Origin of the sequence: Aminobacter ciceronei (assembly GCF_014138625.1) — a bacterium.
Classification (GTDB): domain Bacteria; phylum Pseudomonadota; class Alphaproteobacteria; order Rhizobiales; family Rhizobiaceae; genus Aminobacter; species Aminobacter ciceronei.
The window spans coordinates 40616-59931 of the sequence record NZ_JACJHY010000027.1; the positions used below are offsets into that span (position 1 = coordinate 40616).

16 protein-coding genes are annotated in these 19316 nt (G+C 64.6%); 2 read left to right on the forward strand and 14 right to left on the reverse strand.

All coding sequences use genetic code 11. The annotated features are described in order from the left end of the window. The 4 genes from HNQ95_RS24135 to HNQ95_RS24150 are packed head-to-tail and all read right to left on the reverse strand — an operon-like array spanning position 1 to position 5080. Positions 1-897: an ABC transporter permease gene (locus HNQ95_RS24135; RefSeq protein WP_182575453.1), complete on the reverse strand. Its 897-nt coding sequence runs from the start codon at positions 895-897 to the stop codon at positions 1-3. Continuing rightward, positions 890-1879, reverse strand: coding sequence for an ABC transporter permease (locus tag HNQ95_RS24140; RefSeq protein ID WP_182575454.1), 990 nt, complete (start codon positions 1877-1879; stop codon positions 890-892). Before HNQ95_RS24140 ends, HNQ95_RS24135 begins: the two co-directional genes overlap by 8 nt. Before the next feature lie 13 nt (positions 1880-1892). Beyond that, positions 1893-3497 carry an ABC transporter substrate-binding protein gene (locus HNQ95_RS24145; RefSeq protein WP_182575455.1) on the reverse strand — a complete coding sequence of 535 codons (1605 nt, stop codon included), beginning with the start codon at positions 3495-3497 and terminating at the stop codon, positions 1893-1895. A gap of 26 nt (positions 3498-3523) precedes the next feature. Further along, positions 3524-5080 carry a serine hydrolase domain-containing protein gene (locus tag HNQ95_RS24150; RefSeq protein WP_182575456.1) on the reverse strand — a complete coding sequence of 519 codons (1557 nt, stop codon included), beginning with the start codon at positions 5078-5080 and terminating at the stop codon, positions 3524-3526. A 347-nt stretch (positions 5081-5427) separates the two neighbouring features. On the opposite strand from HNQ95_RS24150, the gene HNQ95_RS24155 reads away from it, so the two are divergent. Further along, on the forward strand, positions 5428-6030 hold the full coding sequence (locus HNQ95_RS24155) for a helix-turn-helix domain-containing protein (RefSeq protein ID WP_067964751.1): 603 nt from the start codon (positions 5428-5430) through the stop codon (positions 6028-6030). A gap of 58 nt (positions 6031-6088) precedes the next feature. Here HNQ95_RS24155 and HNQ95_RS24160 read toward each other — a convergent pair whose 3' ends face one another. The 5 genes from HNQ95_RS24160 to HNQ95_RS24180 form a co-directional block, all read right to left on the reverse strand. Further along, positions 6089-7552 (reverse strand): MFS transporter, encoded by a 1464-nt coding sequence (locus HNQ95_RS24160; protein WP_083948658.1) that lies wholly within the window; start codon positions 7550-7552, stop codon positions 6089-6091. Positions 7553-7705: 153 nt separating this feature from the next. Next, positions 7706-7999: a CPBP family intramembrane glutamic endopeptidase gene (locus HNQ95_RS34235; RefSeq protein WP_182575487.1), complete on the reverse strand. Its 294-nt coding sequence runs from the start codon at positions 7997-7999 to the stop codon at positions 7706-7708. Positions 8000-8278: 279 nt separating this feature from the next. Beyond that, positions 8279-9490: a serine hydrolase domain-containing protein gene (locus HNQ95_RS24170; protein ID WP_182575457.1), complete on the reverse strand. Its 1212-nt coding sequence runs from the start codon at positions 9488-9490 to the stop codon at positions 8279-8281. After that, positions 9487-9993 (reverse strand): serine/threonine-protein kinase, encoded by a 507-nt coding sequence (locus HNQ95_RS24175; protein WP_154386813.1) that lies wholly within the window; start codon positions 9991-9993, stop codon positions 9487-9489. The genes HNQ95_RS24170 and HNQ95_RS24175 overlap by 4 nt, the downstream gene beginning before the upstream one ends. 376 nt (positions 9994-10369) lie before the next feature. Continuing rightward, on the reverse strand, positions 10370-11557 hold the full coding sequence (locus HNQ95_RS24180; protein ID WP_182575488.1) for an NAD(P)-binding domain-containing protein: 1188 nt from the start codon (positions 11555-11557) through the stop codon (positions 10370-10372). A 269-nt stretch (positions 11558-11826) separates the two neighbouring features. Between HNQ95_RS24180 and HNQ95_RS24185 the strand changes: the two genes are divergently transcribed. Continuing rightward, a complete protein-coding gene (locus tag HNQ95_RS24185; RefSeq protein ID WP_182575458.1) occupies positions 11827-13425 on the forward strand; it encodes a globin-coupled sensor protein in 1599 nt (532 codons plus the stop codon). A gap of 720 nt (positions 13426-14145) precedes the next feature. On the opposite strand, the gene HNQ95_RS24190 is transcribed toward HNQ95_RS24185, so the two are convergent. Genes HNQ95_RS24190 through HNQ95_RS24210 form a run of 5 tightly spaced genes read right to left on the reverse strand, consistent with a single transcriptional unit; the run spans position 14146 to position 19316 of the window. Further along, the gene (locus tag HNQ95_RS24190; RefSeq protein WP_182575459.1) at positions 14146-15102 is read right to left on the reverse strand and encodes a dihydrodipicolinate synthase family protein; all 957 of its coding nucleotides are present in this window, start codon (positions 15100-15102) and stop codon (positions 14146-14148) included. A gap of 11 nt (positions 15103-15113) precedes the next feature. After that, positions 15114-16811, reverse strand: coding sequence for an IlvD/Edd family dehydratase (locus HNQ95_RS24195; protein WP_182575460.1), 1698 nt, complete (start codon positions 16809-16811; stop codon positions 15114-15116). Positions 16812-16865: 54 nt separating this feature from the next. Then, positions 16866-17741, reverse strand: coding sequence for an SMP-30/gluconolactonase/LRE family protein (locus HNQ95_RS24200; RefSeq protein ID WP_182575461.1), 876 nt, complete (start codon positions 17739-17741; stop codon positions 16866-16868). Further along, entirely contained in the window at positions 17731-18381 is a 651-nt protein-coding gene (locus HNQ95_RS24205; protein ID WP_067964767.1) for a 2-dehydro-3-deoxy-6-phosphogalactonate aldolase, read from the reverse strand. Before HNQ95_RS24205 ends, HNQ95_RS24200 begins: the two co-directional genes overlap by 11 nt. Next, entirely contained in the window at positions 18378-19316 is a 939-nt protein-coding gene (locus tag HNQ95_RS24210) for a 2-dehydro-3-deoxygalactonokinase (RefSeq protein ID WP_182575462.1), read from the reverse strand. The genes HNQ95_RS24205 and HNQ95_RS24210 overlap by 4 nt, the downstream gene beginning before the upstream one ends.

Genomic DNA, 19316 nt, shown 5'->3' on the forward strand with positions numbered 1-19316 from the left:
TCACATCCGCTCCAGCCGGGGATCGAAATAGTCGCGCAGGAAATCGCCGAACAGGTTGATGCCGACCGAGGAGATCAGCACGGCGATGCCGGGCGCAATGACGATCCATGGCTGCTCGTAGAGGAAGTCGCGGCCTTCCGAGATCATCACGCCCCAGGATGCCGTTGGCGGCTGCACGCCGAGGCCGAGGAAGGACAACGCTGCCTCCGAGATGATGACCAGGGCGATGTCGAGGGTGGCAACCACAAGCACCGCCGGCAGCACGTTGGGCAGGACATGGGTGAAGATGATGCGCAGTTGCGACACGCCCATGGTGATCGCGGCGTCGACATAATCGAGCGTGCGGATCCGCATGGTTTCGCTGCGCACGATGCGGGCGAAATTGATCCACAGCGCAAAGGCCAGGGCCATGACCAGCGTGGCGAAACCGGCGCCCAGAACGGCCATGAAGATCAGCGCCAGCAGCAGGAACGGAAAGGCGAGCTGGAAGTCGACGATGCGCATGATGATGGTGTCGACGATGCCGCCGAAATAGCCGGCAAGCGCCCCGAGCGTCGAGCCGAAGACGAGCGCTATCGACACCACGATCAGCGCCACCTGGATCGACACCTGCGCGCCCATGACGGTGCGGCTGAGAATGTCGCGGCCCATATTGTCGCCGCCGAGCAGGTTGGTGGTCGAGCCGCCCTCCTGCCAGACAACAGGGGCGTAGCGCCATTCGATGACCTGCTGGGCGTGATCGTGCGGGGCGATGGATTTCGCAAACAGCGCACAGAGCACGACGATGGCGATCAGGAACAGGCCGGTCAGGCCCTTGGCGCTGCGGCCGAGGCTGCCGAGGAAGCGGCGCTCGGTGGCAGGCCGCGCTGCAGCGGGGACGATCACGGCCTCAGTCATTGCGCACCCGCGGGTCGATGAAGCGGTACAGGATGTCGACGATCAGGTTGAGCGAGATGAACAGCGCCGCCGACACCAGCACAACGGCCTGGATGATCGGATAGTCGCGGACATGGATGGAATCGACGGCGAGGCGGCCGATGCCCGGCCAGGCGAACACCGTCTCGATGACCACCGTGCCCGACAAAAGCGCGCCCATCTGCAGGCCGGCCAAAGTGACGATGGGCAGAAGCGCGTTGCGCAGCGCATGGCGCAGGATGATGGTGAGGCGCGGTGCGCCCTTGGCAGTGGCGAAGGTGATATAGTCCTGCTGCAGGACTTCCAGCATCGCCGAGTGGATCAGCCGCGCATTGACCGCCACCAGCACAAAGGCCAGCGAGATCGACGGCAGGATGAAGTAGCGGAAAGCATTCCAGAAGATGCCGATGTCGCGTTCGGCGACGGCGCGGCCGATGCTGGCAAGGGCCGAGCCGCGATAGCCCGAGGCGGGCAGCCAGCGCAGCTCGATCGAGAACCACAGGATCATCAGCACGGCGAGCAGGAAGCCCGGCATCGACACGCCGAGAACGGCGATGAAGGTGCCGGCATAATCCAGCCAGCTGTCGCGCCTGAGTGCGGTGACGATGCCGAGCGGGATGGCGATGACGAAGGCCAGGAGCAGCGTCCAGAAAGCGAGTTCGCCCGTTGCCGGCAGGCGGTCGGCGATCAGGCTGGTGACCGGGACGCCCTGGCGGATAGAGGTGCCGAGATCGCCCTGCACGGCATTGCCGAGATAGGCGACGAACTGCTCGGGCACGGAGCGCGTCAGCCCCATTTTCTCGCGCAGTGTGTCCATGTCCTGGACGCTCATGCCGGGATTGCCGGCGGCAATCACGTCGACCGGATCGCCCGGCACGAGCTTGACCAGCGAGGCCACCACAAGGATGACCCCGAGCAGGATGACGGCCGCATAGAGCAGCCTCGATACGACCAGCCTCAGCATCCGTCGGCGCGGGTCACGAGGCCATGCCGAGCAGGTCGACGCGCAGCTCTCCGCCGGGATTCATCCGGGCATCGACGACGTCCTTGGCGACGACGGCGAAGTTGAGCGGCTCGAACAGCGGCTTCCAGTAGGCCTCGGTGACGACCTTTGCCTGGATCTTGTCGAGGATGACTTGCCTGGCAGCAGGATCGGAGGTCACGCGCTGCTCGGCGATCATGCCGTCGAGTTCGGCATTCTCGTGGAAGGCCCGGTTGAGCGCGCCCTTGGTGTGCAGCACCGGGTAGACGATATCGGCGTCGGTGTAGGAATAGGTCGAGATGACCATGTCCTGCCCGCCTTGTGCGGTAATCGCCGCCCACTGGGCGATCGGCAGCGTTTCGATCGTGATTTCGACGCCGATCTCGCGCAGCTGCGCCTGGACCACCTCGGCCGTACGGCGGATGACCGGCGTGTCGTTGGCGACGAGCTTAACCTTCAGACCCTTGTCGAAACCGGCCTCGGCCAGCAGCGCCTTGGCCTTTTCGGGATCGTAGCCGTAGGAGAGTTCGGCGGTCTTGGGCGAATAGCCCGAGATGGAGCTTGCAATCGGAGAGGTCGCCGGCACGGCGAAGCCGTCGAGCGCAAAGGCGATCAGCCGCTTCTGGTCGATGGCATGGGCAAAGGCCTGGCGCACCTTCGGATTGTCGAAGGGCGGACGCTTCTGGTTGAACACCAGCGCCCGCATCATCTGGGCCGGACGCTCGATCATGATGGCGTCGGCATTGCCGCGCAGGCGCCGCACGCTGTCGAGCGGCACCGAAGCGCCACCATACATGGCGTTGATCTCGCCGGTTTCGAAGGCGGCGATGCGGGTCGAATCCTCGGGATAGTGGAACAGTTCGACGGCATCGACGCGGGCGAGCGCGGCGACCGGTGCGTAGTCGTCGTTGCGCTCGAGCCGCATGCCGCGGTCGGTCGACCATGACACGAACCTGAACGGACCGGCACCGACCGGCTTGCGGCCGAACTGGTCGCCCGCCGCTTCGACGGCGGCACGCGAGATCGGTGCCGAATAGCCTAGCGTCAGGCCGACCCAGACGGCGACGAAGGGCTCCTTGAAGTGATAGGCGACGGTCAGCGGGTCGACGGCTTCGGCGCGCTCCAGCGGGCCGAGGAAGAAGGCGCTGGGCGAAGCAGCCTCGGGCGCCAGATGGCGCGCCACGGTCCAGGCAACGGCTTCGGCGTCGCAGGGCGTGCCGTCGTGGAACTTGACGCCGGGCTTGAGCTTGAAGGTCAGCGTCTTGTTGTCATTGCTGAAGGCCCAGCTCTCGGCGAGGCCGGGCAGCACTTCGCCGTCGAAGCCGGCGCGCGCCAGCGGCTCATAGATCATATCCATCGTCGTCGACGACACCGACAGCGTGGTCTTGTGCGGATCGAGCGTGTCGGGCTCTTCCGAGCGGCCGACGCGCAACGTGCCGCCGGTCTGCTCGGCCAGTGCCTTGCTGGGCAAACCAAGCATGGCTGTGGCCGTGAGCGCTGCGGCGCCACCGAGGAAGGCGCGGCGCGTCAGCGTCGCCTGCTTGAGATAGGAACGCGCCAGGGCGTTGAACTGTTCAGGGGTGAGAGTGCGTAGGGACATGGTGGACCTCGCCGTAAAGTGGTTGATCAGGCTCGCTTGAAGGCCAGTTTCTTGATGCGGTCGGAGTTCATTTCGAAGCCGTCTGAAGTCACCGCCAGCGTTGCGTTCCACGGCAGGCCGGGGCGCATATCGGTACCGGGCTGCAACAGGAACCACAGGTCGGCATCGGCTGCGACGATGGGGGCTGCCATGGCGCCGAGCCCGGAACGCAGGCGGAACTCGCCCTTCGAGGCGTCGCCCGTAATCTCGACCTCGAGGTCCTGCGCCTTGTTGACATAGCGCCCGGCCAGCGGGCGCGCGGCTGCAGCACCCGCCTGAAGCGGCGCGTAGAGGCGCGGCGTGCCGCAGAAGACACCGTCGAGCTTGCCGTCGGCGCGCGGGCTGAGCACCAGGTCGGTGATGGCGCGCTCGGGCTTGGCGCCGCCCTGGTGACCGAAGTCGAATCCGCCGACGCCGCCGGCGTTGAGGAAGGTCGCGACGCCGTCCTTGGCGACGATTTCGAAGACGTCGGCGCCGCCCTCCTGCCGGTAGCGGCCAGGCGCGAGTGCGATCGGCGCCGGGGCCTTGTCGCCGAAATAGATGTCGGCGATGCGCCGGCCGAGCGCGAAGGAGGCGACCTGGTCGTTGTTGGCGATGATGACGACGCCGAAGCCATCATCGACGAAGCGGGTCGATTCCGACTTGCCGCCGGCAACCGTGCCGCCATGGCCGACGGCGCGGCGGCCGCGATAGACGTCGGTGACGAGGCCGAGGCCGTAGAAGCCTGTGGCGCCATTGTCGAAGACGCAGGGTGTTGCCATGCGCTCGTACATGTCAGGCGTGCCGACCTTGGGATCGAACATGTTCTGCTGCCAGACGATCATGTCGTCGAGCGTCGAGATCATGCCGCCCTCGCCGCCGAGGTCGAGGCCCCAGTTGAGATTGGCCCAGCCTTCCTCGCGCTTTGTGTAGTGCGCGGCGAGCCGGTTCATCGCCGCGCCGTCGCGGATCAAAAGCGAGGTGTCGTCCATGCCGAGCGGGCCGGTGATGCGCTTGCGCAGCACATCGTTGAAGGTCGCGCCCTCGATCTGCTCGATGATTTCCGACAACATGAAGAAGCCGGCATTGCAGTAGGTCATGGCGCTGCCGGGCTTGAAGTTCAGCGCGTCCTGGCGAGCGATGACGTCACGACCGGTCTGGCGGTCGGAGGGCGTGAAAATGGACAGGCCGGCGAAGATCATCGCTTCGAGATGGTCGCGGAAGCCCGAAGTGTTCGAAGCGAGCTGCGCGAGCGTCACCGGCTGCTCGAGCCGCGGCACGTAAGACAGGTGCTTCTGCACCTCGTCGGACAGGCTGAGTTTGCCTTCGGCCTCCAGCATAAGGATCAGCAGGACGGTGAACTGCTTGGTCTGCGAGCCGATCCGGATGATCGTCTTTCGCCCCATCGGCACGGCATTGTTGATATTGGCGAGGCCGTAGGCGTTGGCGAAGATCTCGCGGCCATTTTCGGTGACCGCGACGACGGCGCCCGGGCTGCCGGGGCCGGTGAAATCCTGAAACAGCGCATCGATGCGCGCGGCGAAATCGGCCGGTGCCTTGGTCATGCCGGTCACTCCCTTACAGTTTTTGGATTGCCGGCGGCGCTGGGCGCTGCGCCGGATGTGCGTGGAAAGACGGTGCCGCAACGCATCTCGACTGGCGTCGATGCCGTGCCGTCCTGATGCCTGTCGCAACGCATGGTCCTGCCCTCCCGCAGTGGCCGTGGCAGTCCGCCTGGGGCGTGCTGCAGCGCAGGAGCTACCCTGCAAAATCAAAACTTTTGCCGTTCCCGCTTTTTTGTGATGCAATCGGTAAGATTTCTTTTTTGATACGTCAAGTCGTTTGCGTAAACGCTAAATCCCTGCCATTTTCAGAAAATGAACCCGCTCACGCCGCCAAGACCGGAGGCCATGTGACCCACCAACCGCGACTGAGCGAATGCCTGCGCGCCATGCGCCAACGCCATGGGCTGAAGCTGCAGGAAGTCAGCGAGCGCACCGGGCTGGCGCTGTCGACGCTGTCCAAGGTCGAGAACGACCTGATGTCGCTGACCTACGACAAGATCCTGCAGATCTGCACAGGGCTCGATATCCCGGTCACGGAACTGCTGAACGTCGAGCCGGCAAAGGGTGTGGAGCGAACGCGGCGCTCGATCGTGTCAGGCACCAACACACTGCAACTGGCGACGCGGAACTACGACTACCGCTATCTGTGCACCGATCTCACCAACAAGCGCATGGTGCCGATCATCGCCAGGATCCATACGCGTTCGCTCGACGAATTCGGCCCGCTGGTCCGTCACGTCGGCGAGGAATTCGCCTATGTGCTGGACGGCGAGATCGAGATCCACACCGACCACTACGCGCCGACGCGGCTCGCCGCCGGCGACGGCGTCTACATCGATTCGACCATGGGCCATGGCTACGTCTCGGTCGGCGACGGCGAGGCGACGATCCTGTGCATCTGCTCGGCGCCCGAATCCGGGCTGGAACAGGTGCTGATCGACCAGGCCTGACCGACGCAAGGTATCGAAGGCGGCATCGTCGAGAACCGCTCCGCAGGATTTTGGCGTGTCAGCCCCGCTGTCCGGTGAGGCGCACGACGCGCAGTGCGACGAGCACGCAGAGCGCGGGCGCCATCGCAAAGATGGTGCCGAGCCAGACGGCGGCGTTGGCGGCGCCCTCAGCTCCGCCCGGATCGGCAATGCCCGCGAAGTTGGCAACCATGCCGGCACAGGCGGTGCCGAGGGCCATGAAGAACAGCTGCACCGTCGTCATGCCGCCGGCGGCAAGATCCTGCTCGCTGGGCGGAGCACTCTGGAAGATGCGTGTGACCAGCCCGGGCCAGGTGACGCCGATGCCGAACCCGACGAGCAGCAGGCCTAGGCTGATCGGCACGAGCAGCGACCGGTCGCCACCGCCATGGATCGGCATGAACAACGCAAACAGCACGAGACCGGCCAGCACGAGCAGTGGACCAAGCACCATCAGGCGGTCGGCATGCGCCTGCCAGCGTGAACTCATGAACGACGCAATGCTCCAGCCGAGCGACATGACGGCCGCGATGTAGCCGGACCAGAGCGGCGACTGGCCATGAAGGTTCTGCAGCAGGTAGGGCACGAAGATCTCGGGCTGTATGGCCAACATCAACAGCGCGACGGTGAGGTAGAGCGCGCCCAGCGGCGTCGAGACATTGAAGGCGCCGCGCGGCAAGAGCCGGGCGCTGGCCCGTGCATCGACGCCGGAGATCAGCACGACGAGTGCAAGGCCGGCGCCGAGCCCGGCGAGGTTCCATGCCAACTGCGCCGACAGGCTGCCGGCAGACACGGCAAGCACGGCCACCGTCAGCATGACGAGCTGCAGGAACGGCACGGCGACGTGTTCGTTGGTGTCCCAGCTCTTCCTGGGCAAGGTGACGAAGGCGACGATGGCGAAGGCAACGCAGAACGGCAGCAACGAGGCGAAGCCGAGCCGCCATGCGCCATATTCGGCAAAGATGCCGCCGATGGCGGGGCCGACCAGCGTTGCGATGCCGAACATGGCCGAGGTGAGGCCGATGGCCCTTGCCCACAGATGCTCCGGCAGGACGATGCGGGTCAGGGCATAGGCGAGCGCGAACAGGAAGCCGCCGCCGAGGCCCTGGACGGCGCGGCCGAGGAGCAAGACCGGCATGCTGGGAGCAAGCGCTGAGGTAAGCGTGCCCAGGGCGAAGATCGACGTGGCGAGCACATAGGCGCCGCGCGGCCCGCTGCCGTTCAGCAGCTTTGCCGTCAGCGCCGAACCGAGGATCGAGGCGACCACGAACAGGGTCGTTGCCCAGGCATAGAAGTCGAGCCCGCCGATGTCGGCGATGACCGACGGCATCGCCGTCGTTGCAATGTACATGTTGACGGCGTGCAGCGTGACGCCGCCGGCAAGCGCGAATGTGTAGATACCGTGCCTGCCGCTGAAGAGATCGCCCCAGCCCGCGGGTTTGGTCGCGGCCGCTGCGGTCGCAGTGCCGACGAGGGGCGCCGGCTGTTCAAGATCGAAGTTCATGTCGGCCTTTCCATTTTTCGTGCCGACACGTCTGTAAAACCTCAAGCCCTATTGAGGTCAACAGACAAAAAGACAAATGGATGTGGCCTGTGGGCAGCGACGAGACTGTCCGCGGCTAGAGCAACGCGCCAAAATTGTTCGCGGCGTGGGCTGCTATGGCTGGCCACAGCTTCCGGTCCGATGGCGTAGCAAGCCGCAGACCAGGCCGATGAGAAAGACCGAGGCCATCGTCGTTGCGACGGGCATGGCGGCCAACTGCACCCACCCGGGGAAATAGATGAGCAGGAATGCAACTGAAGTGACGCCGATGGCCAAAGCGGCCCCCCCCCAACGCTCGGCCAGCCGGGTCCGGATGACGCCCCTGAAAACCAGTTCTTCAACGGCTGTGGCGACGACGATCCAACCATATTCGGCCAGCGGCGAGGGCGACAGCTGGCCGGAGCCCAGCGCACGCCCTCCTCGGTGATCTCGCTGAACATCGCAGGCGGTTCAGCACGCCGCGGTCACGGGCCGCCTTGAGCGCCGGCGTCCACGGATGCCGGTGACAGAGACGACCGAGCCCGGACGAGGCGCCGCCTCACCCTGTCCTCGACGATCGCCACGGCAGCATGGCCGTCGTGCTCGCCGCCTTGTCGCTGCCTGGCCTCGGCAGCGCGGTGTCATGGCAGTTAGGACGACAGAGGGGATCGCGGAAATGGCACGTGCGTCGTTCAGTCGATTGCTGACTCACTTTGGCGGCCCAAGCGCTTTCAGGAGCAGGTTGGCGGCAGGGACGGACGCAGCATCTCCGGTAAGAGCGACCGCGACGATGGCGTTGTCTGAAGGCGAATAGGCAACAACTGCGCTGGCGCCAGGGGTGCCGCCGGCGTGCCCGATCCAGCGTATCGACCGGGAATCATCGGTCACGTCGAAGACCATGATCCCCAAGCCATAATAGGTGCCTGGATCGAACATAGGGTAGAGCTTCCTGGCCATCGTCCGGACCGTGCCGTCTGACAACAGGCGTCCGCCGAGCAAAGCGGCCCAGAAGCGGGTCATGTCGGCCGCGTCACTCACGATAGGACCAGCCGCGCCAGCCCAGCTTGGGTCAATAGGCTTTTCATGTACCGCCGTCAGTGGTGCGACACCAATGGCTCCGCCACCTGGAACAAGCGCCCGCATCGAGGTGAGCCCAAGCGGCGCAATGATCCGCGTGGTGATCGCTACATCGATCGATCGGTGATCGACCTTCCGGACAATTTCGCCAAGAAGGTCGTAGCCCGTGTTCGAATAGCGCCAGCGTCCCCCTGGGCAGAACATAGCCCCATGCCTGCGCGCAATCGCAAGGTTCGCCGCCGGATCGCGATAGCGCGGATCAGCATGCGCTTTCAGATCCTCATTGGCACTGAATAGCCCGCTGGTGTGGGCGAGCAAATCACGGACTGTGGCAACATCGCCATTCGGTACGTCCGGCACCCAAAGTGAAACCGGGTCATCAAGGGATAGTTTCCCCTCCTCAGCGAGTTGCAGGATGACGACCGCAGTGAAGGTCTTTCCAGCGCTGGCCCAAAACAGCCGTGGTGCATCTGTTGGAGCGCTGGTCTGTTGCCATAGACCTTTCCCAGGTATGGCGACCGCGGCCGTAATCGCTGACGCGGCTGTAAAGGCTTGGATACGCTCGTAGGTGACGTCGAGGCGACGCGTGGTTTCCGCCGGCAGCGCTTTATTCGGAACGGGTGGGGTCGCCGTGATGTCAACGGGGGCATGCAGCGGCGACCCCACATAGGCAGCGTGAACAGCGCAGTGAACTGGCTGATAGTCCGCCGCATGAGCGGGGATGCCAAACGCTGCGAGGCTCGCCACCCCAAGACCGGCAAGGATGAATTTGCAGGGTCTGCGCGTGGTTTCGATCCGACGGAAATAACGTTCGGAGAGCGAGGGTAGGTAGACGGGGCTCATTGACGTTTGCATCCGGCGCGATCGAGCATGTCCTTGACGATCAAGGGTGTTGCCGGCGTTTCCGCTGTGTCTTGACCCGCAGCAGCGGCCTTGAGGGCCTGGCGGACACTCCCTGCGTTCACGCGTAACGATGTCCGACAGGTCGCGTTGCCCATGCTGACAACCGCACCGGCGGCCTCGCCTACGCCGGCAAGGTAGGCGGCAAGAACTTGCTGCGCCGTCCGATCGGTCGGAGCCTTCTCCAGCATCTGCATCACCTGAGCGACTGAGATGAGGCCACGGGAGGTGGATGGCGTGGCCGTTGATGGCGATGCAGCGGGAATGGCGACGACGCAGGTGACAAGACTGATAGCCAGTTTGGCGAGGCGACGAGACAATGCAGGATCTCCTATGTTGGCCGTCACATTGATCGATAATAATAAATCATTGTCAAACGATAATTTTTTGGGGTTGTATTTTGATTCAGGCAAAGGAAAGAGAGAAGTCGTCCAGACATGGACCAAGCACAAAAGATGATCGACATGACCGCCACGAGGGGCCTCGAATTGCGGATTCGACGTCTCAGTTGACTGATGGCGACGGGTTGCCTCGTCACATCCGGGCTGCTCACCGCAGCAATGTTCTTCTATTGGTTCATGACGCCGACGCGCACGCTGTTCAGCGAGGCGGCAATTGCGAATGCCCCAGCGACAGGGACCGATCTTTCCATTCGGGCACTGGCGTTCGGAATTTCGATGGTCACGCTCGGTACATTGATCTACGGATTTCTATACGCCCGTCGTTGCTTCGATGCCTTTGCGGTTGGCCATGTCTTCGCCAGCGAGCCGATCCGTTTCCGGACGTGCGGGATGATTTCGTCCGGTGCGCCGGCGCGGTCCGTCAAGGCATCGGCGGGGTGGTTGCGCGGGCCAGGCTGGCTGTCTTTGCTGCTCGGGCGAGCCCGAGATATGCCGCCAGTTCGCGCGCGGCAGCCCCACCCGCCCTGTTGGCGCCGATTGTCGACGCCGAAGGGCCGTAGCCGACGAGGTGGATGCGCGGATCCCTTGAAACCTGTGTCGCCAGCTTGCCGGCCATGACGATGCCGCCACCCTCCTCGCGAATCTGCAGCGGCGCGAGATGATCGAGCGAGCTGCGGAAGCCGGTGTTCCACAAGATGACGTCGGCACGCTGCTCGCTGCCGTCGGGCCAGCGCACACCGTCCTCGGTGATCTCGTTGAACATCGGCAGGCGGTCGAGCACGCCACGGTCGCGCGCGGCCTTGAGGGCCGGCGTCCATGGGATGCCAGTGACCGAGACGACCGAGCCCGGAACGAGCCCCCGCCGGACCCTGTCCTCGACGATGGCCACGGCGGCGCGACCGTCGTCCGGCGTGAACGCGCGGTCGCGGAACTGCGGCTCGCGCCGTGTCACCCAGATCGTGGCGGCGACGCGCGAAATCTCGTCGAGCAGTTGCAGCGCCGAGATGCCGCCGCCGACGATGACGACACGCTGGCCGGCGAACGCCTCGGCGCTGCGGTAGTCGCGAGTGTGGAGCTGCCGCCCCTTGAAGCGCTCAGAACCTGGATAGGCTGGGATGACGGGCGTTTCCCAGGTGCCGGTGGCGTTGACTATGCCCCGGGCCGAGAAGGTCTCGCGATCGGTCTCGATACGCAGCCTGTCGCCACGGTCGCAGACGACCTTGACCGTCACCGGGCGATAGACCGGCAGGTCGAACTCGCGCTCATAGGCGGCAAAGTACTTCGGCACCGCGACCGACGCCCTGACCTCGGTGGCGCCCTCCTCGACGACGTCGGCGAACTGCATGCCGGGCAGGTCATGGATGCGGTTGACGGTCGAGAGCGTCAGCGACGGCCAGCGATACTGCCAGGCGCCGCCGGCCTCGGGCGATTTGTCCAAGATGACAAAATCGCGCCCGGGTTGAAGGCCGAGCTTTCTCAGATTGTAGGCGGTGGAAAGCCCCGCCTGGCCAGCGCCGATGACGACGATGTTGGTCTTGTAGGCGGCACGGAGATCACCCCTGGCGGGCGACGGTTCGGATCCGGGGCTATCGGCATCTTGGTCGGGCATGGCCCGGCAGAGATAAGCAGCCGAAGCCAACGGCGCAACGGGTCGGGCATCGACGCTTGGACGACGACGCGATGCTTCCAGCATATGGCGAGTGCCCGAGCGATGCGACAACCATCGCTGGCGCGTCATTATTTCGCATGTGATTTCAATGTGTTGGCGGAAACCAATTGTGAACCATTTGGAGCCTAGCGAGCGGCACAGCATTCACTGGCAGCGGGTTCGCGCAAGCGCTCAACCGAAGGCTGCCAGCCACCCCGAAGGAAAGTAACATGTCCGATCACCCCGCAACAACGGACGCAGCAATTGCCCGTCGCCTCGCCTTTGTCCGCTTCGACGGCGAGGCGCGCGCCGCGCTGAACGCCGTCCGACCCTCGATCGAGGCAGCGCTGCCCAAGGTGATGGACAGCTTCTACGGCCATATCGCCGAATTCGCAGAGGCGCGGCGTTTCTTCGGACTAGGTGACGGCAGCAAACAGCGGATGCAGGCCGCCGGCGGGCGCCAGATGAAGCACTGGTCGGCCATCGCCGCCGCCGATTTCGGCGACGACTATGCCCAGTCGGCGCAGCGCATCGGCCGCATCCATGCCGACATCGGGCTCGAGCCGCGCTGGTATGTCGGCGGCTACACGCTGATCATCGACGAGCTGGTATCGGTCATCCTCGAGCAGTCCTGGCCGAAGGCGCTCGGCATTCAGGCGCCGGGTCTGGCCAAGGCCAAAGAGGCGATGAGCGCCCTGCTCAAGGCCTCCTTGTTCGACATGGAGCTGGTGATCTCGACCTACCTCGAAACCGCCGAGCAGCGCCGGCTTTCGGCCGAAGCCGCGCGCGACGCTGCCGAAAGGGAGCAGCGCACCGCACTGGTTTCGCTGGCTGAGGCCATCGACCAGCTGGCCAAGGGCCGCCTAAACCACCGCATCGACGGGCTCGACGCGCCGAACTACGCGCAGATCCGGGACGACTCCAACCGCGCCATGGAACTGCTCGAGGAGGCCGTCGGCCGCATCCATGGCAATGCCGGCGCCATCCGCGACGGCTCGGCCCAGTTGGTGCAGGCGGCCGACGACCTCGCCCGTCGCACCGAGCACCAGGCGGCGAGCCTGGAAGAGACGGCCGCGGCACTGGTCGAGATCTCGGAGGCGACGGCACAGACGACGACCGGGGCGACGCGCGCCGACAGCGTGGCGCAGGATGCCAGGTTGAGCGCCCAGTCGAGCAGCCAGGCGATGCGCGACATGATCGTCGCCATGGGCGAGATCGACAGCTCGGCCAGGCAGATCGGCCAGATCGTCTCGGTCATCGACGAGATCGCCTTCCAGACCAACCTGCTGGCGCTCAACGCCGGCGTCGAGGCAGCGCGCGCCGGCGACGCCGGCAAGGGCTTTGCCGTCGTCGCCGCCGAGGTGCGCGGCCTGGCGCTGCGCTCGGCGGAAGCGGCGCGCGAGATCAAGTCGCTGATCGCCTCGTCGGGCGAACGCGTCGCCGCCGGCGTGCGGCTGGTCGGCCAGACCGGGGAGGTGCTGGAGGTATTGACCGGCAAGGTGGCGGAGATCAGCGTGCTCGTCGCCGATATCGCCAACTCGGCCAAGGAGCAGTCGGTCGGACTTTCGGGCATCAACAACGCTGTCACCCAGCTCGACCAGGTGACCCAGCAGAACGCCGCGATGGTCGAAGAATCGACGGCTGCCTCGCACGCGCTTGCCGAGGAGGCGTCGGCACTGGCGACCAGCGTCGCGCATTTCGAGATTGGCGCGCGGACACCGCTCAGAGTTCACGCTGAAAAACACGTGCGCAGGCCGCAACCATCGCTCAGGGTCGTCAAACCGGCCAAGCCGGTTCCCACTGCGCAGGAAGGATGGACGGAGTTCTGAGCCAAAAGAACAGCACCAGTCCTGCCATTGGAAATTGCTGACCTTCGCTTGCTCCGGTCAAACGTTTCGATGAGACGATCGGGATGGTTGAGGCCAGGGAAACAAGAATATCAGTATCGGGCGTGCCGTCGACATGCCGCGAAAGCGCACCTCCAGGCGCCAAGCTTGCATTAACCTGATCTTCCTCACCTTACTTGGATGTCGGATACCGGACATGGCGAACCAGCCACGAGGTTGCAACAGGGAGCGCCACAAAATCGGACGGGGACGTGCATCCTCGCCGCAGCGGCTGACCGCGCAGGCTTAGTGCCTTCAAACGCTTTCGAGAATACGCAGAGGGTTGGGTATCGGGGCGATCAGGCGGCGTGTGTAGGCATCGCGAGGCTGTTGCAGGATCAGATCGGCCGGGCCACCCTATCTACCTCTAAAGCCTCCCAACGCTGCGGCGCCGTCGTAATCCTGAAGCGATGGCGCCGGCGTATCTGCGGTGTCAATGGCACTCTTGACTGCTTCCTCCAGCGCTGCGGGCAAATGGCTTGCAGGCCTCGCCCATGTTTATTCAACCGTCGAATCCCAGCGTTGACGAGCTATGAGGTTGGGCGCAAATGCTCTGGTGAGCACTGGGCGGTTTGGGCCCCGGAGTCGGCGACCAAGTTTCTGCCGGATCCTGCCTCACGAGACGTGCCGGATCGTGCGTTCTCGTAGCCAGGGCGTTGGCGCTCAGCGCTTAGTCACTATCGTTCGGCCACGATATTCTCGTGCATCTTTCGCCCTGCGCTGCAGCGGCCCAAGGTCGGCATTGAAGCGCTCCATCATGGCAAGTCCCACCGCATTTGGCCTAAGCGCTGGCGCGCGGTCATGAACGACCAGACCAGCACGCAAAGCAAACAACCGTTTGCCGTAGGCCATCAGGTGTTCGATGCCCTGCATCGTCGAGACGACGGCCGGCAGCATTTTGCGGTAATGCAACAGCGCTTCTTCTTCGTCTCGACAGATGAAGGCATTGTAGGCAGCGACTGCGTAGTCGATGCAGTCGGGTGCCAGGATCAGGCCGCGGCAACCGATGCGCAGATTGTCGAGCATTTCCAACCCGGCGCGGCCGTTGAAGATCGGCAGCTTGCCGCCGGTTGCCTCGACAAGGCCGGCAATGTCGACCACCGGACCCTCGCCTTTGACCAGCTGGATGTTGGGGTGCTGGCGAACGAGGTCGCTGATCTCGGTCGCGCTCAGTCCACGGCCCATGAAGGCCGGGGCATTCTGGATCGCGACCGGCAGGTCGGTCGCCTCGGCCACGCGGCCGAAGAAGCGGATGTATTCGGCAGCACCATACTGGCCGACCATCGGCGGCTGCAGGATCAGCCAGTCGGCGCCGACGCTCTCGGCATGGCGCACCTGCGCGATCTGTTCTGCCACCGACGCACCGAAGATGGTGAGCGCCAGCGGCACCTTTCCGCCAGTGTCTTCGGCGATCCAGTCCATAACCATCCGGCGCTCGGCATCCGTCAGCTTCGACGCTTCAGTGGCAAGGCCGAGCGCGGCCATGCCGTGGACGCCGACCCCAAGGCAAAGTTCGACCTGCCGGCGCATGGCAGAGCGGTCGAGCTTTTCCTGATCATCGAACAGCGCATACAGGATGGCGTGGATGCCGTGCATGTCGGCGACAGCGAAACGGGACATCGGCCTCTCCTTCAATGGCTTTCGCGCGGCACGTCATGGCCACGGCAACCGACCAGGAAGTCGAGGTCGGCACCGTGATCGGCCTGCATGACACGCTCGACATAGAGGCTCTGGTAGCCGCCTTGCATCTCCGGCACAGGCGAGGTCCACAGCCTGCGGCGGCGGGTGAGTTCTTCATCGCTGACTTCGAGGTGCAAACGGCGGCTCTCGACGTCGAGTTCGATCATGTCGCCATCCTCGACGAGGGCCAGCGGGCCGCCGACGGCCGCCTCGGGTGCCGCATGCAGCACAACCGTGCCGAAGGCGGTGCCCGACATGCGCGCGTCGGAAATGCGGACCATGTCGCGTACGCCCTTTTCCAAGAGCTTCTGCGGCAGGGCCATGTTGCCGACCTCGGCCATGCCGGGATAACCCTTGGGGCCGCAGTTCTTCAGCACCATCACACAGGTCTCGTCGATGTCGAGAGCGGGGTCGTCGACGCGCGCCTTGTAGTGCTCGATATTTTCAAAAACCACGGCGCGGCCGCGATGGCGCATCAGCTCCGGCGACGCTGCGGAAGGCTTCAGGATTGCACCGTTGGGCGCGAGGTTGCCACGCAGGACGGCAATGCCGCCCTGCTGGGTCAACGCCTTGTCGCGGGGCAGGATCACCTCTTCATTGAAGTTGTCGCCGACCGTCTTGCCGGTAACCGTCAGCGCGTCGAGATCGAGCAGGTCGGCGATCTCCTTCATGACGGCAGGAAGACCGCCGGCGTAGCAGAACTCTTCCATCAGGAATTTGCCGGAAGGCATCAAATTGAGGATGGTCGGGATGTCGCGGCCATAACGGTCCCAGTCCTCGAGCGTCAGCTCAGTGCCGATCCTGCCGGCGATGGCGAGCAGATGCACGACCGCGTTGGTCGAGCCGCCGATTGCACCGTTGATGCGGATGGCATTGGCGAATGCCTTCCTGGTGAGGATGGCGGACAGGCGCAGATCTTCCTTGACCATCGCAACGATGCGCCGGCCGGAAAGGCGGGCAAGCCGCGCGCGGTGGGCATCCACGGCGGGATAGGCGGCGTTGCCAGGCAGGGCCAGGCCGAGCGACTCGACCATCGACGCCATGGTCGAAGCGGTGCCCATGGTCATGCAATGGCCGGGCGACCGCGACATCGCGCTTTCGGCAGCGGCGAACTCCTGCTCGGTCATCAGACCGGCGCGCACGTCCTCGGAGAACTTCCAGACGTCGGTGCCAGAGCCGATCGGCTTGCCACGGAAACGGCCGTTGAGCATCGGGCCACCCGAAACGACGATCGCCGGCGCGTCGCAGGACGCAGCCCCCATGACCAGCGACGGCGTGGTCTTGTCGCAACCGGCCATCAGCACCACGCCGTCCATCGGGTTGCCGCGGATCGCTTCTTCGACATCCATCGAGGCGAGGTTGCGAAACAGCATGGCTGTCGGACGCAAGTTGGATTCGCCGCATGAGAAGACAGGAAACTCGAGCGGCAGGCCGCCCGCTTCGAGAATGCCGGCCTTCACGTGCTCGACCAGGCCGCGGAAATGCGCATTGCAGGGGGTGAGTTCGGAGAAGGTGTTGCAGATGCCGATCACCGGGCGGCCGTCGAAGGCATCGTCGGGCAGCCCGTTGTTCTTCATCCAACTACGGTGAATGAAGGCATCCTTGCCAAAGCCACCGAACCAGGCCTGTGAACGCAATTTCCGTGTCACTGTCGTATTCCCGTAGTTGAAGGTCCGCTGGCGGCGGAGGGCACGGCTATGCCGCTAGATCAGCACATCAGGCTCCAGCCGGCCCTTGACCGGCAGGTCGACCAGAAAAGTCCTTCCGGCATCCGGCTCGGCACGGTGCGCGTCATCGCTCAACCCGATCCAGGCGGACGTCACCGCAAGACGGTCGGCATGTTTGCCTAGGAATGCCGGGCATGACGGCTGGCTCACCGGCAACGGCACCGAGCGGACAAGTTCGCCGTCGGGCGCGTAGGCGACCAAATTGCCCTCACCCCAGCGCGCGTTCCACAGGGTTCCATCGGCGTCGACCACCGATCCGTCGAAGCTGCCCGTGCTCGGGCTTCCGGCAAAAACCTTGGGCTCGCCTTCAGGCAGTCCGGTCCTTGCGTCGCAGGCAACACGCATGATCCGGCCGACTGCGGTGTCGGCGTAATAGGCAATGGTGCCGTCGGGGGAGAACGCGATCGAATTGGGAATGGAAACGCCGGCATAGAGCTCGCGCAATTCGCCGCGAAAGAACCAATAGACCCTGCCGGCGCCCGCCTCAGCCTGCTTGCCCATCGTGCCGAACCACAAGGCTCCGCATGGATGCACCCGGGCATCGTTGGAGCGCGTGGCCGCGTTCGTCGCCTCGACCGGGGTATGAAGGGCCATGCCACCCGTCGTTCTGTCCCTGACGTGAAGGCCGGTCTCGGTCAGGATCAGCTGACGCTCGCCATCGATGGTCGCCTGCGCGCTTGCCATCTGGCCGAGCTGGGTCGTCATGGTGCGATCTTCGCCGAAACGTTTCTCCAGCAGCAGCCCGTTGACGATGTCGAACCAGTAAAGCGTGTCACTCACCGGATCGTAGCTCGGTCCCTCGCCGAGTTCACAGGCATGGTCGGACAATACCGAAACGAGGTCAGCCGGCATTGTTCTCGTCCTCGAAAGCCGCGTCCCAGGCAGCTACTGCGGACCTTGCCCGCGCCGCCACCTCATCGATACCCATGCCGGGGCGGAACAGGCTGGTGCCTAGCCCGAAAGCGGTGACGCCGGCTGCGCGATAGCTGGCGAAATCGCGATCCGAAACACCGCCGACGGCACCGATGACAGTGTCTTTGGGCAGCACCGCGCGCATCGCAGCGATACCGCCTGCCCCGATCACGCTGGCGGGGAAGAATTTCAGCGCCGAAGCTCCGAGCTTAACCGCTTTGAACGCCTCGGTCGGGCTCATCACCCCGGGCATAGTCACCATGCCTTGGCGGGCAGCTGCAGCCATCACCTCGGCGTCGATGTTGGGGCTGACGACAAGGCGACCGCCGACCCCAGCGAGGCTATCGACCTGGGTTGCTTCAAGCACGGTACCTGCACCGATCAACGCGGAAACTGGCAGGCTTCCGACGATGGAAGCGATGGAGGCAAATGGCTCCGGCGAGTTGAGCGGCACCTCGATTGCCTCGATACCGGCTTCATAGATAACGCAGGCCACCGCAACGGCCTGGTCAGGAGTAAGCCCGCGCAGGATCGCGACCAGTCCGCGGCGCAGCTTGGGAAATTGCGCTGTTCTGGTCATGCCGGCACTCCTTGGATCATTTCGTTCTGGCGCGCCGCCTCAAACAGGCCGATGCGCACTGCGGTGTCGGCATCGATGGCGCGGACCTCTAACTCGGCGATCTCGAAAACACGGCGATAAAGCGTGGCGAGCGTACCTGATGCGACAAGGGTCACACTTGCGTCAGCATGGAGAAATTGTCGCCGAGCAGACGCCACTTCGCTGCCGATCATCAGGCCGGATAGCCTTGCAGCCGCGTCCTCAGGCGTCAGACCATGAAGCAGCGAACCGGCCCGGATCGAAAACAGTCGCGAGGCGAAATCGCCGCCGTCAGCGAGCGCGAGCTCGCAGGCTCTTGCAAATACCGGGTTCTCCGTCGAGACGGTGTCCGGCTGCTCGCCAATCGAATGGCGCAGGATGGAGTGACCTGAGAGCAGCGCGAACAATTCGCCGGTTGGCCACGTCCGGAAAGTCTCGACGGCGCCACTGTCGACAATCACCCATTTGGAGTGGGTACCCGGCATACAGACCACATGGCGGCCGGCAGTCTCGAGCTTCGCGCCGGCCAGTTGCGTCTCCTCGCCCCGCATCACGTCGGGGGCGTCGAGACTGCGACAGGCCAGGCCCGGCACGATGCGGATGTCGCGCCCCGCATGGGGAACGCGGACGGCGCCCCTCAGGATCGCCGAAATTGAGGACGGGACGTCGACATAAGGCGCCTCGATCCATCCCTGGCGCGCGCCGGCCATACCGCAGATGATGACCGGCACGTCGTCCGGCGCGCGCAAGGCAGCAAGGCACCGTTGGAGAATGGGCTCGAAGCCGACCGTCTGGGCTGTGGTCAGCCCTTCGTCGCTGCGATGTTCGGCATGGGCGGCACCTTCGGCATCGAGGAGCCACGCCCGCATGCGGGTGGTTCCCCAATCGATTGCCACGATGACGGATGCTGCGGCCAT

Excerpts from the sequence above, each read along its gene's own strand:
- HNQ95_RS24145 (WP_182575455.1), bottom strand. The coding sequence starts at position 3,497 with ATGTCCCTACGCACTCTCACCCCTGAACAGTTCAACGCCCTGGCGCGT.
- HNQ95_RS24160 (WP_083948658.1), bottom strand. The coding sequence starts at position 7,552 with ATGAACTTCGATCTTGAACAGCCGGCGCCCCTCGTCGGCACTGCGACC.
- HNQ95_RS24190 (WP_182575459.1), bottom strand. The coding sequence starts at position 15,102 with ATGTCCCGTTTCGCTGTCGCCGACATGCACGGCATCCACGCCATCCTG.
- HNQ95_RS24210 (WP_182575462.1), bottom strand. The coding sequence starts at position 19,316 with ATGGCCGCAGCATCCGTCATCGTGGCAATCGATTGGGGAACCACCCGC.
- HNQ95_RS24180 (WP_182575488.1), bottom strand. The coding sequence starts at position 11,557 with ATGCCCGACCAAGATGCCGATAGCCCCGGATCCGAACCGTCGCCCGCC.
- HNQ95_RS24205 (WP_067964767.1), bottom strand. The coding sequence starts at position 18,381 with ATGACCAGAACAGCGCAATTTCCCAAGCTGCGCCGCGGACTGGTCGCG.
- HNQ95_RS24135 (WP_182575453.1), bottom strand. The coding sequence starts at position 897 with ATGACTGAGGCCGTGATCGTCCCCGCTGCAGCGCGGCCTGCCACCGAG.
- HNQ95_RS24200 (WP_182575461.1), bottom strand. The coding sequence starts at position 17,741 with ATGCCGGCTGACCTCGTTTCGGTATTGTCCGACCATGCCTGTGAACTC.
- HNQ95_RS24170 (WP_182575457.1), bottom strand. The coding sequence starts at position 9,490 with ATGAGCCCCGTCTACCTACCCTCGCTCTCCGAACGTTATTTCCGTCGG.
- HNQ95_RS24140 (WP_182575454.1), bottom strand. The coding sequence starts at position 1,879 with ATGCTGAGGCTGGTCGTATCGAGGCTGCTCTATGCGGCCGTCATCCTG.
- HNQ95_RS24185 (WP_182575458.1), top strand. The coding sequence starts at position 11,827 with ATGTCCGATCACCCCGCAACAACGGACGCAGCAATTGCCCGTCGCCTC.
- HNQ95_RS24150 (WP_182575456.1), bottom strand. The coding sequence starts at position 5,080 with ATGACCAAGGCACCGGCCGATTTCGCCGCGCGCATCGATGCGCTGTTT.